Genomic DNA, 13566 nt, shown 5'->3' with positions numbered 1-13566 from the left:
TTACGCTAATAATGTCGGTCAATTATTACAGACAATTGGAGCAGCAAATGCGGCTTCGGCAAGTAGCCCTTCTGGATGGCAGAGAGCATTAGGTGGTGGCATGGCAGGAGCTGCAACAGGCGCAAGTATTAGCGGACCATGGGGAGCTGTAATTGGTGGTGGTTTAGGTGCACTGGGTAGTTTATTTTAATTGGAGTTTCTATGGCGGCGTTTCAACTTGCTGGATTACCCAGTATGCAAATATCGAATCAAACTGCGGAGGGCTAGGATTGCCAGCAGTACCAAATATGCTGAACGTCCTAATACGGGTGTTATGCTTGCACAGGGTATAGGTTCAATTTATGACAATTTGCAGGCAAGAGAAAAAGCAATCAGAAGCGGATTTTATGAAATCTTTCGGTGCGGCTTATGCGGCTAATGATCGCGACGCAATGAAGCAACTTGCTGTGGCTCATCCTGAACAAATTGAACGCATTCAAAAAGGGATGGGTTTTATTGACCAGGACAGAAATCAGGTTATGGACAAGCAGCCATGGATTTGCGTCTTGCTGCAAAAAGTGGTGATCAATCACTGATGTCATCATTACAGAAAAATGCACCGATATTAAATCAGATGGGATTATCACCAGAAGAAGCATTTTTATCCTACAAGCAAGACCAAAACAGTTTGATCAGATGACTGATTTAATTGGTATGCATGCATTGGGTCCAGAAAAATATTTTGATATTCAAGATAAACAAGAAGGTCGTGACATTGACAGAGGTAAACTTGCTGAAACAGAACGCAGCAACCGAGCAGGTGAGTCTTTAACAATGAGAAGTCAAAATATTTCTGCGCAAAATGCAGCCTTGGATAGAGAGATAAAAAGAGCAGAACTTGAGAACAAGAAACTTGATCGACAAGCACAAAATTCGACTAACGAATTGCGAAAACAAGCATTAGAGCAACAAATTGCGGCTAATCAACAAAAGATGATGAAGCAACTGAAAAAAAACGTGTCGCCCCGATTAATGATAGAAAACGCATTGATACAATTAATGACAACGCAGACAGATTGGCACAACAAGCGCAAAGTATATTGGATAATCCCTATCTGGAATGGACGGTTGGGGCAGGAAGTATAATGCCAAATATTCCTGGTACTGTCAGAGCAGATTTAGCGGCACAGATTAGCAATTTGAAAGATCAAATAGGACTGCAAACATTAAGCTCAATGAAAGAATTGTCAGCCAATGGTGCCGCTGGATTAGGGAATACCACTAACCGAGAATTTGGTTCATTGCAGAATTCACTGGGTAATTTGAGTGAAAAACAGTCGCCAGAAGCGCTCAGAAAAACATTGCAGAATATTATAAAAAACGCAAATACTAGCAAAAATAGGCTGAATGCTAACTTCAAGCAAATTTACCCGGATTTTAAGCAAGATGAGCCTAACGAAAAGATGAATGTTGATAGTTCAAATATTTCAGATGATGAATTATTAAATAAATATTTATCGAGGTAATCATGGCTATCAATGATTATTCAGAAGAACAGCTTTTTACTGCATTAAGAAATGCGGATTCAGCAGGCGATAAGACTGGCGCTCAACGAATTGCTGGATTAATTCAACAAAGACGATCTACTCAAAACCAAGATAGTAATCCTATTACTGAGGCAGGAAAAGGACTTTTGCAAACAGGTGTTAATGTAGCGAATATTATCCCTGAAATTGCCGATGCTTTTATGTCAGGAGCTTCGTGGGCGGGTAATCAGTTAGGAATTGGCGATGGTACTTATACCAACACAGCGATTAGAGTTACCTGATAATTTAAAACCACAAGATCATATGCCAAATTGGGTGCTGAAATTGGGCTTATCTTATTCCTGGTGTTGGCGCAGAAAGAACAGCAGCCGCATTAGGTTCTGTTACCAACGCGGGAAGACTGGAGCGTGGTGCAACTAAATTAGCGGATATGGTGGCTGAAAATAGTGTAGGGGCATTAGCACAGAATAGTCAGCGCGATAATGGCCAAAATTTAGCGACTGATTTGGGTATTGGGGTTGCTGGTAGTGGATTAACGAGAGCGATTACTCCGCTATTAGGTAAAGCTTATAATGCAGTTGTGCAACGTACAGCATCACCAGCATCAACTGAAATTAACACGGCAAATGATATTGTACAATTAGCCAGATCTGAAGCAGGACGAGAATCAATAGCAGAACAAGCCGCCAAAATAGATCCGGATGTTGCTAAAGCAGCTGATGTTACGGGTATTGACATTAATGCTTTAACGCCAGGTATGCGTTCAGGTAGTACAGGCATTGCGCAAACTGAAGGAGTTTTATCTTCAACACCAGGAATTGTGCAAGATGCTCACATGAAAGCATTTGATGAAATAAAAAGCAAGTTGAACAAAAACTTAGAGGAATTAGGTGCAGAATCTGGAACGGCATCAGAAAAAAGCGCAGCGATTAAAGGAAGAGTCATATCAAATCTAGATGAAATGAGAGAGGCAGAGTGGAAAGCCTGGAATAATGTTAGATCTACAATGCCAAATCAAAAGATGAAAATGGCTAATGCCAATGCGGTTGTTCAAGCTGAAAATTCTGCTGGCGTTCCTTTATCATCTGAAATGAAGCAATTTGTTTCTGCTTATAAAAAAGGGGGAATTACGTTTGATGGCATGAAAGCATGGAGAGCTAAATTTTCTGATGCAGCAGAAAAATATAGGCCGTAGAGGTGAAGCAAATGCGGCCAGACGTGCTGGAGAAGTTAGACAAGCCATAACACAAGATATGCAGAAAATTGGCACAACAGGGTGGTTTTCTTGAAGACTGGACGAAAGCTAATGAATTATCTAAGGCAAGAATAACCGCCCAAAAAGATGCTGAAGCTATTTTTGGAAGAGACCTATCAAATGATGCGCTATCACAAAAGGCGTTCTGCATTACAAAGCTCATCGAAAAAAGGTTTAAAAGATTTTCATAAATAATGAAATCTGTTCCAAAGGATGAACATGAACCAACGATAGCATCAATATTGCAGGATGCAGCATCACAAGTGTTGAGAGGGGGTAAATCAGAAGGCGCGGGAATTTCACATATTGCTTCAATACTTACACCACAAAACATTAATGTGATTAGACAATATTCACCCGATCTTGGAAGACTGACAGAAGCTTATGGCTTATTAGCAAAAGCGGCGTCAAACCTTTAAGAAGCATTGAACATACAGGAAGATCAGTTCCCGTCCTGAAAACGCTCATGGTGAATTACCAAAAATATTACAAATTATTTCTGACCCACTCAAGAATAAAGCGGTTGGGGCTATTGCTGGCTATGCAGGAGCTGGAGTAACTGGTTCTGTATTAGGTTCTTTAGCGAGTTCTGCTTTGTATTCTGGTATTGCCAATTTAGCCAGTAAACGTAGTGGCAGATATGCAATAGAGAAAGCTATTCAGGAAGCAACTAAAGCGGTTAATGCTGGAGCGAGTCAATCAGCCATTGAAGCTGCTGAAAGACGCTTTGTTAAAAATAAAGCCGTAATGAGAGTACTTCGTGATACGCTGAGTCGTGAAGAGTTCCAGCAAATGGCCAGACTTGGGTTTGTTGCTACGATGAGTGGAATGACAAAAAGTAACAACAACGAATAACAATCCTATCTAAAAGTTTTATAAATCCCATTATTTAATAAATATACACCTCATTTCTATCTGGAGAAAAAATGTCAGATATTATGCCTAATGTTGTCGTGAGTATGCCAAGCCAATTATTCACCTTAAGAAGAAAGTTTTGCTGCTGCAAGCAATGGTAAGGTTTACATCGGTAAAATCGATAGGGATCCACCATCCCAGAGAACCAGATTCAGGTATATCTTGAGAATGAAGACGGATCACATGTCCCTGTTGCACAACCTATTATCATCAATCAAGCCGGCTATCCAGTTTACAATGGTCAAATTGCCAAGTTTGTCACAGTAGAAGGTCATTCAATGGTTGTGTATGACAGCCATGGTGCGCAACAATTCTATTTTCCAAATATTCTAAAGTACGATCCTGACCAATTTAAAGGTAAGCTTAAACAACCCGATGGTGCATCAATGATAGGTGTCCAGCCATCGGGTAATCTGCAACAGATGTTGCATTATGTTACGCCTGAACAATTTGGTGCGATTGGTGATGGTAATGTCCACCCGCTATCTGAGCGATTTAAGACATTAAAAGAAGCACAAACGGTTTACCCTCACGTAACTTCATTAGATCAAACCATTGACTGGGCGGCATGCCAAGCAGCAGAGAATTATGCTAGAGGGAAGACAGAAGTTAATTGTCCTTCATATGCTCAATATCATTTTAAATTCGACTATTTAAGCATAGGTGTAAATTCAAAATGGAAAGCTGGAATCAACCCACAAACTGACTCTGGAGGCACAACAATAAAGCGTACCATTAATGTCGTCTCACCGCCATTCGGACAAGACTGCTTCGTAAGAGTAATGAACGCTACAACAGCAGGTAGTGCAGATGAATTTATACGCGGAGTGGTTTTCAAAGGATTTAAGCTTACGTATGGATTACCAAGAAGATCTCCCACTAAGAGTACTGGCAGAATCGGATTACATCTTAATTATGCTATTAAGGCTGAAATAGACGTTACCGTCAATGACTGTGAGTATGGGGTATTTGGATATTCATGCTGGGGAACAAAAGGTACAATTCGCATAGACTCATGTCATAAGGGTTTTTATGCAGATCCCGTGACACCAACGCCTGAGAATCTTTCTCCTCCAAATAATAGAAATACAAGTTTTAATTTGCGAGTAGAAATTGATGCGTGTCCTTTTGGCCTTGTATTGAGAAGTTGTGGTTATTCTGAATTTACTGGCTATATTGAGGGAGCAGTTGTAGGTCAGGGGAACTATGATAGTACAAACGAGACAGCAATTGCGGTGACAATGTTGAATGGTGATGGTAATAACATGAGGTTAGGAATTGAAGCATGGGAAGGAATTCACGTACTCTTGCAAAATGCTGCTCTTGAGATATCAGAGTCATTTGCACAGCAAAAAGATATAGTTAATTCAACGGGGAAAAATGGCCCCTGGCATTCGATGTCATTACTTACAGGTAATGAACAGCCATTAACAATTCCATCTGGTAATAATTCATTGTTTTATTCTATGTCTCATGGACGATTAACTGTCAAAAATTTAAAAATGGATGCATCAAGGGAGGTCTTCAATTCGGCATATCTTAGTTATCAAGATTCATCTAGTGGGGTACTTTTCTTTAATACAGGTATTTATACTGGCGATATTCGAAGACTATCACCAAATAATTGGGTGAATATAGACGTAATTAATGATAAATATTTAGAGCCCTGCTTTTTGCCTGATTCGGGTACAGCATACAGATACTTAGGCAAAGGAATGTGTATTATGAAAGGTTGGAAACTTAAACCCGTTAACCCAGATGGACGAGTATCCATAGACGCCCCCGAAGGATTTAAAATCATTGATTTTGATGTTCACACTGTGATTTCTAGTCAATCACAAGCTACAAATGCAGCTCCAATAGGTGTAGTATCTAACACTGATTCACAAATAGTTTTACAAACGCCAATAAATTCAGTTGGATTTTCAGTTTCATATAAATTAATCTTAGAAATTAATAAGTAAATGAGTTATTAATGAATCCGTGGTGATTAAATAATTTTTATGTCATATATAATCCGTTATAATTTATGGATATTGTTATGAACAATAAAAAATTAGATGCTATTCAGTTTCTTAGGGGGATATCTGTATTATTAGTCATCGCTTTTCATTTTAGGCAATATCTGAATAACGTCTATTTACAAGTTGATATTGGTGATAGATTATTCGGATTAGGTGAAGTAGGTGTTGATATATTTTTTGTTATTAGTGGATTTGTCATAGTTTACTCATCAATAAATAAAAAAAACAATACAACTTTAGAATTTTCTCTTAAGAGATTTTTTAAACTTTATCCTGTATATTGTTTTGTATTGTTATTACTAATTATTTTTAACATCAATCAAAATTATACTGCCTCGCAAATAATTAAAAGTTTTATTTATATACCCAATGACTATAACTTTATTGGTCCATGGTATGGATATAGCATCAATATACCCGCATGGACACTCACGTATGAGGTTATTTTTTATGCTATATTTGCTGCTGCAATATTTATGAGTCATAAGCGTCGGACAACAATCTGCATCTTTATGATAATTATTATTGTATGTACCGCACAGATGTATTTTCGTGGTTTTCTACAATTAGATCCAATAACTAGAGACATCGATAACAATAATATCGTTAGAAATTTAACTTTTCTTTCTAATCCAATCCTATATGAGTTTATTTATGGGATGATCATAGCTGAGTTTTACGTTCGTGTTAATGAAAGAATATCGAATAATATTATTTTTAATATTGCTATGGTAAGCATATTTTGGGTTTCCGTTGTACTAATAATTTCTGGATATAATCGAGGATCCGGACTAGGAGGGTTATATTCATTTGCATTGGTTGGATCGCTTATTCTTCTTTGTAAGAATAAAGAGATTAATTTTGGAAAATTCTGGCTTATGATGGGGGAGATGTCATACTCTCTTTATATTAATCACATGGTGGTAAAAAAATTAAGTGGAATTTATCTCAGGGATTTGGGAATTTATAATAATAATGGAGGAGTCACACTTTTTATAATTTTGTTTATACTCACCTTTGTTATGTCTTATAGCACTTATAACCTAATCGAGAAACCGAGTGTTAATTTTGGTCGTCGAGTTGTTAACATGCTTATTCAAAAAAATAGAAGTTAAATACAATAGTTAAAGCTAACTAGCCCCAATCAAGGGCCATCATATTAGCAGCGTTGAAGCAAGTTGTTAACTATTAGTTGTTAGTTGCATGTTAGTGGTTATATGTGAGATAGGCTAAACGAGTAATTGATTATTTTGAATTGTGATTAATTTAGACATAAATATATCTCCGTAGTTAAAGAATGGTAGGGTGTTTTGGTTGGATAAATTAAATGGGTGACAAATAAATTTTCTTACCAAGGGATAAAAAGTAACTTAAATTTATTGACTATTTCTTTCAGAAGATAAATCAAATTGTCTACCTATTTAATTGTTTTTATTACTACTTATATTCGCGTTATGTTCTGAAAATAAACGTAATATATTGATTTATAAACAAAAATATACTTATTTAAAATCCCTCAGCCTTAAGGCTGTGCGGGTTCAAGTCCCGCCCTGGGCACCATGAAATTTTCCAATGTTTATCAATAAGTTAAGTGGTGAAAACTTAGTCTCTTAAGAGTAAATTTTTGTGACTAAAATCACGTTTCACTATATTTTCGCTATATAATTTCACTATATTTTTGATTTAATCATTGCTTTTTCTGACCTCCAACAACAGGGACAACATTAATTTTTCTATCGTATCTTGCGGTTTGAGAAATGTTTTTATGACCAGATATTGTTTGTTTTTCAGATAAAGAACCATCAAGATCTGAAACACCTTTTGCTTTTAAATCGTGAAAAGTAAAATCAAAGTTTAAGTGTGGAAATTTAATTTTGGCTTCTTCTTTTGCTTTCCTCCATCGGCTATTGAAACCATCACGAGTGTACCCAGATCCACTTTGTTGATGCAGAACATATATACTGCTAATTCCTTTGTCTAAAGGTAAAGTATGACTTAACTCTATGGCTGCATGTAAACGATCTGTCCATGCTTTTATCTGTGCGATCCCTGTTTTACCTTGCTTAATAAATATGCCGTCATTAGATAGCTGAGAATAAGTTAAAGATAAAATATCTGCTTGCCTAGCAAGGCAAAGATAGGCAAGCTCCATCGCAATTTTTACTACAATTGGTGATATAGAATAAAGTGCATTATATGTAGTAGCTCAGACTTAATCTGACAGTTACCGGTTATTTATACAGTACCTGTCAGGTTAAATTTGATTTAAATCTTTCTCTCTCCAAAGTTGTTTTCCATCGTGTAAAGTTGCCATAGGAGTTCGACCGCAACACATTTTTCCTTGATGAGTGCGTTGGTTATTATATTCCGCTAACCATTTATCTAAATCAGCTTGTAATTCATTTAAAGCCCTATAGATTTTCTTACGAAAAGCCACCTGATAGAACTCTTGTAATACAGTTTTATGAAAGCGTTCACAAATCCCATTAGTTTGAGGTGAACGAGCTTTAGTTTTTGTATGATCAATATCATTGATAGCGAGATAAAGTTGATAATCGTGATGTTCAACTTTACCACAATACTCACTGCCTCTGTCCGTCAGTATACGTAACACCGGTAACCCATGCTGGGAATAAAAAGGGAGAACCTTGTCATTTAATAAATCTGCCGCCGTTATCGCGCTTTTTGTTGTGTAAAGCTTACAATGAACGACTTTACTGTAAGTATCAATGTAAGTTTGTTGATAAACACGACCAACGCCTTTTAAATGACCGACATAAAAAGTATCTTGTGAACCCAGATAACCTGGATGCGCTGTTTCAATCTCACCACAGGCTTCATCATCTTGCGCTTTCTTTTCTAGAGCACTGATTTGTGATTCTGACAGGATAATTCCTTCTGTTGCGATTTTATCTTCAAGCGCTTTTAGGCGTTTTGTAAAATTTTCGAGATTATGGCGCAGCCAAATAGAGCGAACGCCACTCCCCGAAACAAAAATGCCTTTTTTTCTTAGTTCATTACTACTGCGGTGTTGACCGTGTGCAGGGTATTCAATCGCATACTCGACTACAGCGCTTTCAATCTGTTCATCTACTCTATTTTTTACGTTAGGCACCCGTCGATTTTGATTAATTAAAGCGTCTATCCCACCATCGTTAACAAGTTCCTGGTAGCGATAAAACGTATCTCGGGATACCCCCATAATCTTACAGGCTTTTGAGACGTTATTAAGCTCTTCAGCGAGGTTAAGTAACCCGACTTTATGTTTGATGATAGGATTATTTGTTTGATACATAGAATTACCTTTTATTTAATTATCTAATGATGTTAATTAAAACCGGTAACGCTCTTTTTTAAATCAGAATTGTCGGATTAAGTTAAGACTAATACACATTATATTCTTTGTCGCTAATGTAGCGATCTCTAGCTTTTTCTTTGAATTGCCTTACTCCCTTACATGGGTTTATTTTGACTAATCCTCGCTCATAGCCCCACCCAAAAACACGTGACAATAATGTCTTTTCTCTGTTAGCCTGAGTTTTACTCTTTAGACCTCTTTTGTCCATATACTTACGAATGTGTTCTGGCTTTATATTGTCAGGTAACATTTTTCCAAACACAGGCATTAACTTATTGGCATATTTCCTATAATCTTTTTGCGTTTCACCTGATAAATTAAGAAAGTCAGGGGAATTGAAAAATGCATTAAATAAAGCTGCAAGTGTTTCTTCATTTTTGTATGATAGCAATAATTTTTCGTATGCAACCCACACCTCGGCTTGAGTAAAAGAAAAATCACATAATCGAATTGTCCTTCCATCTGGAGTCAAAAACTCAAATGCTGATTTTCCTCTTCTCACTCTTGAAGGCATCCAATTATCAGCCGGATTTTTTCTTTTTCTAGCCATTTAGATTGCTCCGAAATCTGGTTTTTCAGCAAAGTTAATACCCGTTGCTTTTGAAAGTCGTTTATTGAAATGTTCCCATGTCGTTTTGGGTCGACCATCAGGCCGCTTAATGAAAAAGATTCCCGCTTCTTCTAAAACTTTGCATTGTTTGGATGGTTTTTGGTAACCTGTTAGTTCTTTCATCTGTTCATCTGTAATGAACATAGAATTATTATTCACGTTTATGTCCTCATTTAAAAACTCACACTATTTTCAGGCGCTTCATTGCCCCACAAAAATCAATAGCGAAGCCATGAATGGTTATCTTCGTCTTTTGTTAGGTTAGGGATATAATTTGTGGGGTAGAGTATTAGGATTTATTTGCTGCGTTGTTTGATGCTTTTTTTGGTATTGCCAAGGTGGGTCTGCGAGTATCAGGTCATACTTCACTTCATCTCCTGTTAAATATACCAGCTTTTACTTTTATGTAAGTCGTCTATTTTTTCTAAGACAGTGATTTTATTACCGCCATTTCCGGTTAATATTCCGCTTTCTCCATCGGTATCGAATTGATATATCAATCCTTTGTTTGTTAATTTTTTTTCCTTCAATCTAATTATTTTCATCACCTCACAATGATAAATAACCTGCATCCCTGCTTTGACATGATGTAACGTTGTTCGGTATTCATGGATGTTATTCATAGGATTACTCGGGTTATTGATTACATAAATGTAAATGTTGATCAAAACATTAATTTTTATAAGGTTATTTATGGTAGTATTGTTAACGTTGTGTGTTTGTTAACAGTAACATTTTACCTGGTGTTGGCCAGCCTTGCGCTGGTCTTTTTTTTGCTTGGTATTATTCACTAATAAGAACGGATAATTTTCCAAGTCCTTTTGGCGTAATTCTTACCTGTTCAGTTAACTTTTCCGAACCGTCATTTCTAGCAACGACAGTCACTTTATGCTCGATTAAATCCTGCTTGATTTTATCCTGATAGCCAACCCAACTTTTTCCACCAACACGCCGATAAATCCAATCATGTCCTTGTAACCATGAAAAAAGTGCTTTGGGTTTCATTTGGAGTGATTTTGCCGCATCAGTAATACAAAACGAGCCTTCTGAATAGCTGATTCGTTTTAGTGCTTCAACTTGCGGTTTCATCTCATCGACTTTGTGTTCAAGCGCAATAACTTTTTCTGTGTAATTAAGCAACAATCCTCTCATCGCTGATGGGTCATTTAATATCTTAACCGGACTAACGGCTTCTAATGCTTTTCTTTCACATTCAATAAAGTAAAGTCTTGCCTGTTTCCCTTTTTCGTTGCGCTCAACCATGGATAACTCTTTCGCCATGTTGATAGAGATTGCACATTCTATAGACGGTCTACCTTTTGCGGTTTTTTCCGCAAAAGTCACGAAGTCCTCATTTTCAATGAATCCATATTTTTCAATGCGACCTTTTATCCAATCTTTAAAATGGTTTTTTACCCCTAAAAACGCATGTAAATCACGTGCATTAACTGTCTGGATTAATTCACCATTGATATTTTTTGTTTCAATATTGATTAAATTTTGCATATCGTAATTCCTCAAAGTTAATTGATGAATGAGCATTGATTAAGTGGAATAAGCTAGGTGGGGTAATGACTTCTTGTTTTGCAACTATTTCTTCAAGGTATCAAGGAATACCCCCAAATAGACAAAGAGTGCAGGCACTATCATGATGCTGATAACCAGTAGCTCTTGCCCGCCTAAATGGATATTGCCTAATTCGCCACGTTTAAACCTGATTTGTGGGTCAATGACGGCATCAGCGTGCGCAAGATGTCCAACTATCAGTTCGAAAGCAAATGCCGCGCTGATAAATACTAATGTCGTGATTAATAATTTGATGATGTTAAGTTTCATTGCTTAACCTCCGATATAATTAGTGTACATGGCTAAAATTAAAATCCACATGGTGGGTCTCCTGTGACTAAAAGGGGATAGAATCATCAAAATCGGGCTCGATAATTGTGTTACTGTCTGGCTGGTTAGTGGTTGGCACATTCGGTCTAGCTTGGCTTTCCTGTTGTTTCTTCTCTTTCCGGTTGTCCAATATTTCAATTTCGTTGACAAGAAACTGCGATGAAGCCCTTTCATTTCCCGTTTTGTCTGTCCACTTTTGTTCTTGAAAATTTGCAGAAATACGGACAAAATAGCCTTTTTGTATAACTTTATTGGCGTAATCTGCTTTTTCTCCAAACAATACGCACCTAACCCATGTAGTTTGATTTATCCTGTTTCCTGTTTTATCTTTTTTTGATTTACTTACTGCGAGTGAAAGATGGGTGATGGGAAAATTGTCTGGTGTGTATCGGGTTTCTATATGTCCGATGCGTCCGGTAAAATTACACTGGTTTTGGTTTGCCATGATGTCTCCACTTTTTGATTAATTTTGTTGATTTCTGATTTCAGCTTTTCGATAAATGCTTGAACAGCCTGTTCAATCTCGTTAATTAAATTGTCATCCTTGATAATTCGGATTTTGTAGTAAGCAAGGTTAGGGGGAAGCCTGTCATCATAGCTGACAAAATCGCACCAGTTTCTCCCTGTGCACATCATTTGTCCGTGCATTTGTAACAGGTATTCGTATTTCGGTTTTCCTGTGACAATGGTTTCAATGTGGGTAGTGGTGTTGGGGCATTTGATTTCGATAAGTCCATCATCATTAACCAAACCATCAGGACTTGCCCCAAATAGCGCAATAGACGGGTGGGGGATAAAGCCCACTTCGGTGACCGTGACATCAAACTCATTGAGGCAATATCGCGCTCTAGCTTGTGGTTCAAGGGCAATGCCCCGTTCAATGGCCTGATTGGTTTTAATTTCTTCTCGTCGTCCGGTAAGGGTTTCACAAACTAATTGCATGAGGTAGTTTCGTTGCGTTGTTCCCCTGCCTTTGGATAACACCTTGTGTAAATTGCTGGCGGTGACTTTCCCAAGTCTTGCCTGAAACCATTCGTCCGTTTTCTGCTTCATGATTAGCCTCGTTTTTCATTGCAATATTGCGATAAATAGCCATTTTATTTTCTTCGCCAATGATATCCGTCTCTTCTGGTGTTAATTTCAGCCAATGGGATTTCATTGATTCAATACCGCCTTTTGCTGATGTTTCTAATTCCTGGATTAATTGTTCGTAACGGGCTTTTTGTTGTGCGGCTTCTTTCTGTATTACAATTTTTTCCTGTTCAGGCAAGTCTTCTCCGGCATAGATATAAAATCCTAATCCAAACATTGAAATAGCCTTGGTGAGACAGCGCATGAGCGTTTTATTGATATCAACGGCATTAGGGTTAGAAATAGCCTGATTCCGGTAATCCATAACGGGTAACCACATTTTTCGGGGAAACTCATTATTTCCTTGTTTAACCGTGAGTGTTAACGACACCATCGCACTGCCATCATTGTTATAGCTAATGGCATCAATGACATAGTAGGATTCTGGATAATGTGCCATTAATACGCCCCATGCCCAAGCCCATGAGAGATAAGAAAGGCCGTTTTTCTTTTCAACTTTATCGTTAACATTAATCACCGACAGCGTTTCCCAAACCTGTTGTTGAAAACTTCTCTCTTTTTCGGTATGTTGTGTTTCGCTCATAGATATTTCCTCTTAGGTGCTCGAAGTGCTTTGTACTGATGGATGTTCTCATTTTTGAAATGGTTAAACAGCGCCTTCCAGATATCGTCAAAATCCTCAATACTGAGTTTTCGCATCACTGAGGAAGGTAGGCAGTCATAAACAGGCTGGACAAGTTCGCTGATTTCGTCGTCCAGCCTGTCTTCCCAATAAGCAATTTCTTGCTGTTGTTCGTACCAGTAATCTTGCATGGCGTAAGGGTTCATTTGACCTCCTCGAACTGAAATAGCATCCTGTTTTTTCTGGTTTTAATCTCCGCGACTAATAA

The 13566-nt window shown here is 37.6% G+C and carries 16 protein-coding genes and 6 pseudogenes; 11 read left to right on the top strand and 11 right to left on the bottom strand.

Features of this window, described 5'->3' with window-relative positions:
• From AYJ55_RS23105 to AYJ55_RS23055, 11 genes and pseudogenes are all read left to right on the top strand, one after another.
• Positions 1-190, top strand: a pseudogene (locus AYJ55_RS23105) (DNA transfer protein); the annotation flags it as partial.
• Between the two features lie 196 nt (positions 191-386).
• Entirely contained in the window at positions 387-575 is a 189-nt protein-coding gene (locus AYJ55_RS34120) for a DNA transfer protein (RefSeq protein ID WP_245677547.1), read from the top strand.
• A 100-nt stretch (positions 576-675) separates the two neighbouring features.
• Positions 676-1125: a phage DNA ejection protein gene (locus AYJ55_RS34115; protein WP_063658078.1), complete on the top strand. Its 450-nt coding sequence runs from the start codon at positions 676-678 to the stop codon at positions 1123-1125.
• The gene (locus AYJ55_RS23090) at positions 1125-1505 is read left to right on the top strand and encodes a hypothetical protein (protein WP_063658076.1); all 381 of its coding nucleotides are present in this window, start codon (positions 1125-1127) and stop codon (positions 1503-1505) included. The genes AYJ55_RS34115 and AYJ55_RS23090 overlap by 1 nt, the downstream gene beginning before the upstream one ends.
• Before the next feature lie 2 nt (positions 1506-1507).
• Positions 1508-2391 (top strand): annotated as a pseudogene (locus AYJ55_RS36550) (DNA transfer protein); the annotation flags it as partial.
• Positions 2392-2789: 398 nt separating this feature from the next.
• Positions 2790-2972: a hypothetical protein gene (locus AYJ55_RS23075; RefSeq protein WP_063658071.1), complete on the top strand. Its 183-nt coding sequence runs from the start codon at positions 2790-2792 to the stop codon at positions 2970-2972.
• A gap of 3 nt (positions 2973-2975) precedes the next feature.
• Positions 2976-3200, top strand: a complete 225-nt coding sequence (locus AYJ55_RS23070) for a hypothetical protein (protein ID WP_063658069.1) — start codon at positions 2976-2978, stop codon at positions 3198-3200.
• Positions 3201-3375: 175 nt separating this feature from the next.
• Positions 3376-3636: a hypothetical protein gene (locus AYJ55_RS23065; protein ID WP_063658067.1), complete on the top strand. Its 261-nt coding sequence runs from the start codon at positions 3376-3378 to the stop codon at positions 3634-3636.
• A gap of 71 nt (positions 3637-3707) precedes the next feature.
• The gene (locus AYJ55_RS36545) at positions 3708-3797 is read left to right on the top strand and encodes a phage tailspike protein (RefSeq protein ID WP_425393842.1); all 90 of its coding nucleotides are present in this window, start codon (positions 3708-3710) and stop codon (positions 3795-3797) included.
• A gap of 7 nt (positions 3798-3804) precedes the next feature.
• Positions 3805-5660: pseudogene (locus AYJ55_RS34110) on the top strand (phage tailspike protein).
• A gap of 77 nt (positions 5661-5737) precedes the next feature.
• A complete protein-coding gene (locus tag AYJ55_RS23055; RefSeq protein ID WP_245677546.1) occupies positions 5738-6835 on the top strand; it encodes an acyltransferase family protein in 1098 nt (365 codons plus the stop codon).
• Between the two features lie 572 nt (positions 6836-7407).
• On the opposite strand, the pseudogene AYJ55_RS23050 reads toward AYJ55_RS23055, so the two are convergent.
• From AYJ55_RS23050 to AYJ55_RS23000, 11 genes and pseudogenes are all read right to left on the bottom strand, one after another.
• Positions 7408-7917: pseudogene (locus tag AYJ55_RS23050) on the bottom strand (tyrosine-type recombinase/integrase); the annotation flags it as partial.
• A gap of 57 nt (positions 7918-7974) precedes the next feature.
• Positions 7975-9015, bottom strand: coding sequence for an IS481 family transposase (locus AYJ55_RS23045; RefSeq protein ID WP_063654070.1), 1041 nt, complete (start codon positions 9013-9015; stop codon positions 7975-7977).
• A 97-nt stretch (positions 9016-9112) separates the two neighbouring features.
• A pseudogene (locus AYJ55_RS23040) lies at positions 9113-9628 on the bottom strand (site-specific integrase); the annotation flags it as partial.
• Complete coding sequence (locus AYJ55_RS23035; protein ID WP_063657415.1) at positions 9629-9832, bottom strand: DUF4224 domain-containing protein; 204 nt, start codon at positions 9830-9832, stop codon at positions 9629-9631.
• Between the two features lie 236 nt (positions 9833-10068).
• On the bottom strand, positions 10069-10236 hold the full coding sequence (locus AYJ55_RS31310) for a hypothetical protein (RefSeq protein ID WP_187153273.1): 168 nt from the start codon (positions 10234-10236) through the stop codon (positions 10069-10071).
• Positions 10237-10471: 235 nt separating this feature from the next.
• Positions 10472-11194, bottom strand: coding sequence for a phage antirepressor KilAC domain-containing protein (locus AYJ55_RS23020; RefSeq protein ID WP_063657931.1), 723 nt, complete (start codon positions 11192-11194; stop codon positions 10472-10474).
• Positions 11195-11278: 84 nt separating this feature from the next.
• Complete coding sequence (locus AYJ55_RS23015; RefSeq protein WP_063658059.1) at positions 11279-11524, bottom strand: hypothetical protein; 246 nt, start codon at positions 11522-11524, stop codon at positions 11279-11281.
• A gap of 67 nt (positions 11525-11591) precedes the next feature.
• A complete protein-coding gene (locus tag AYJ55_RS27430; protein WP_074168208.1) occupies positions 11592-12029 on the bottom strand; it encodes a single-stranded DNA-binding protein in 438 nt (145 codons plus the stop codon).
• Positions 11981-12637: a lambda exonuclease family protein gene (locus tag AYJ55_RS23005; protein WP_063658056.1), complete on the bottom strand. Its 657-nt coding sequence runs from the start codon at positions 12635-12637 to the stop codon at positions 11981-11983. Before AYJ55_RS23005 ends, AYJ55_RS27430 begins: the two co-directional genes overlap by 49 nt.
• 163 nt (positions 12638-12800) lie before the next feature.
• Positions 12801-13259: pseudogene (locus tag AYJ55_RS34105) on the bottom strand (Sak single strand annealing protein); the annotation flags it as partial.
• On the bottom strand, positions 13256-13504 hold the full coding sequence (locus AYJ55_RS23000) for a hypothetical protein (RefSeq protein WP_063653611.1): 249 nt from the start codon (positions 13502-13504) through the stop codon (positions 13256-13258). The gene AYJ55_RS23000 and the pseudogene AYJ55_RS34105, both read right to left, overlap by 4 nt.
• Positions 13505-13566 lie beyond the last annotated feature (62 nt).

It is taken from the genome of Candidatus Arsenophonus triatominarum, assembly GCF_001640365.1.
Classification (GTDB): Bacteria; Pseudomonadota; Gammaproteobacteria; order Enterobacterales; family Enterobacteriaceae; genus Arsenophonus; species Arsenophonus triatominarum.
The sequence above is the reverse complement of the archived record's forward strand: the minus strand, read 5'-3'. Positions and strand labels throughout refer to the sequence as shown.